Source organism: Blastococcus sp. KM273129 (assembly GCF_021698995.1).
GTDB lineage: Bacteria > Actinomycetota > Actinomycetes > Mycobacteriales > Geodermatophilaceae > Blastococcus.
Genome location: NZ_SSXB01000232.1, coordinates 1 through 239 on the forward strand (window position 1 = coordinate 1; position 239 = coordinate 239).

Annotated in this window: 1 protein-coding gene; it reads left to right on the plus strand. The window is 77.0% G+C overall.

Translation table 11 applies throughout. The features are described from left to right. A partial coding sequence (locus E9565_RS22140; RefSeq protein WP_236836754.1) for a hypothetical protein occupies positions 1-239 on the plus strand: 239 nt, incomplete at both ends.

The following is a 239-nucleotide window of genomic DNA, read 5'->3' on the forward strand; positions in this document are numbered from 1 at the left end:
GGCGCACGTCGCGCGGCCGGCGGTGGGAGCGACCGGGACGGCGACCTGGCGGCTGAGCAAGTCGATCCAGGCGGTCGGCTGGATGCGGGCCCTGCGGCCCGGTGCCAGCAGTGGCGGCGAGGACCCCACCGAGCCGGTGTCCGACACGACGGCGCCGTCGGTGCCGGGGGGTGTGGCGGCGGTGGCTGATGGGCCGGCGCAGGTGACGGTGAGCTGGTCGGCGTCGACCGATGACGTGG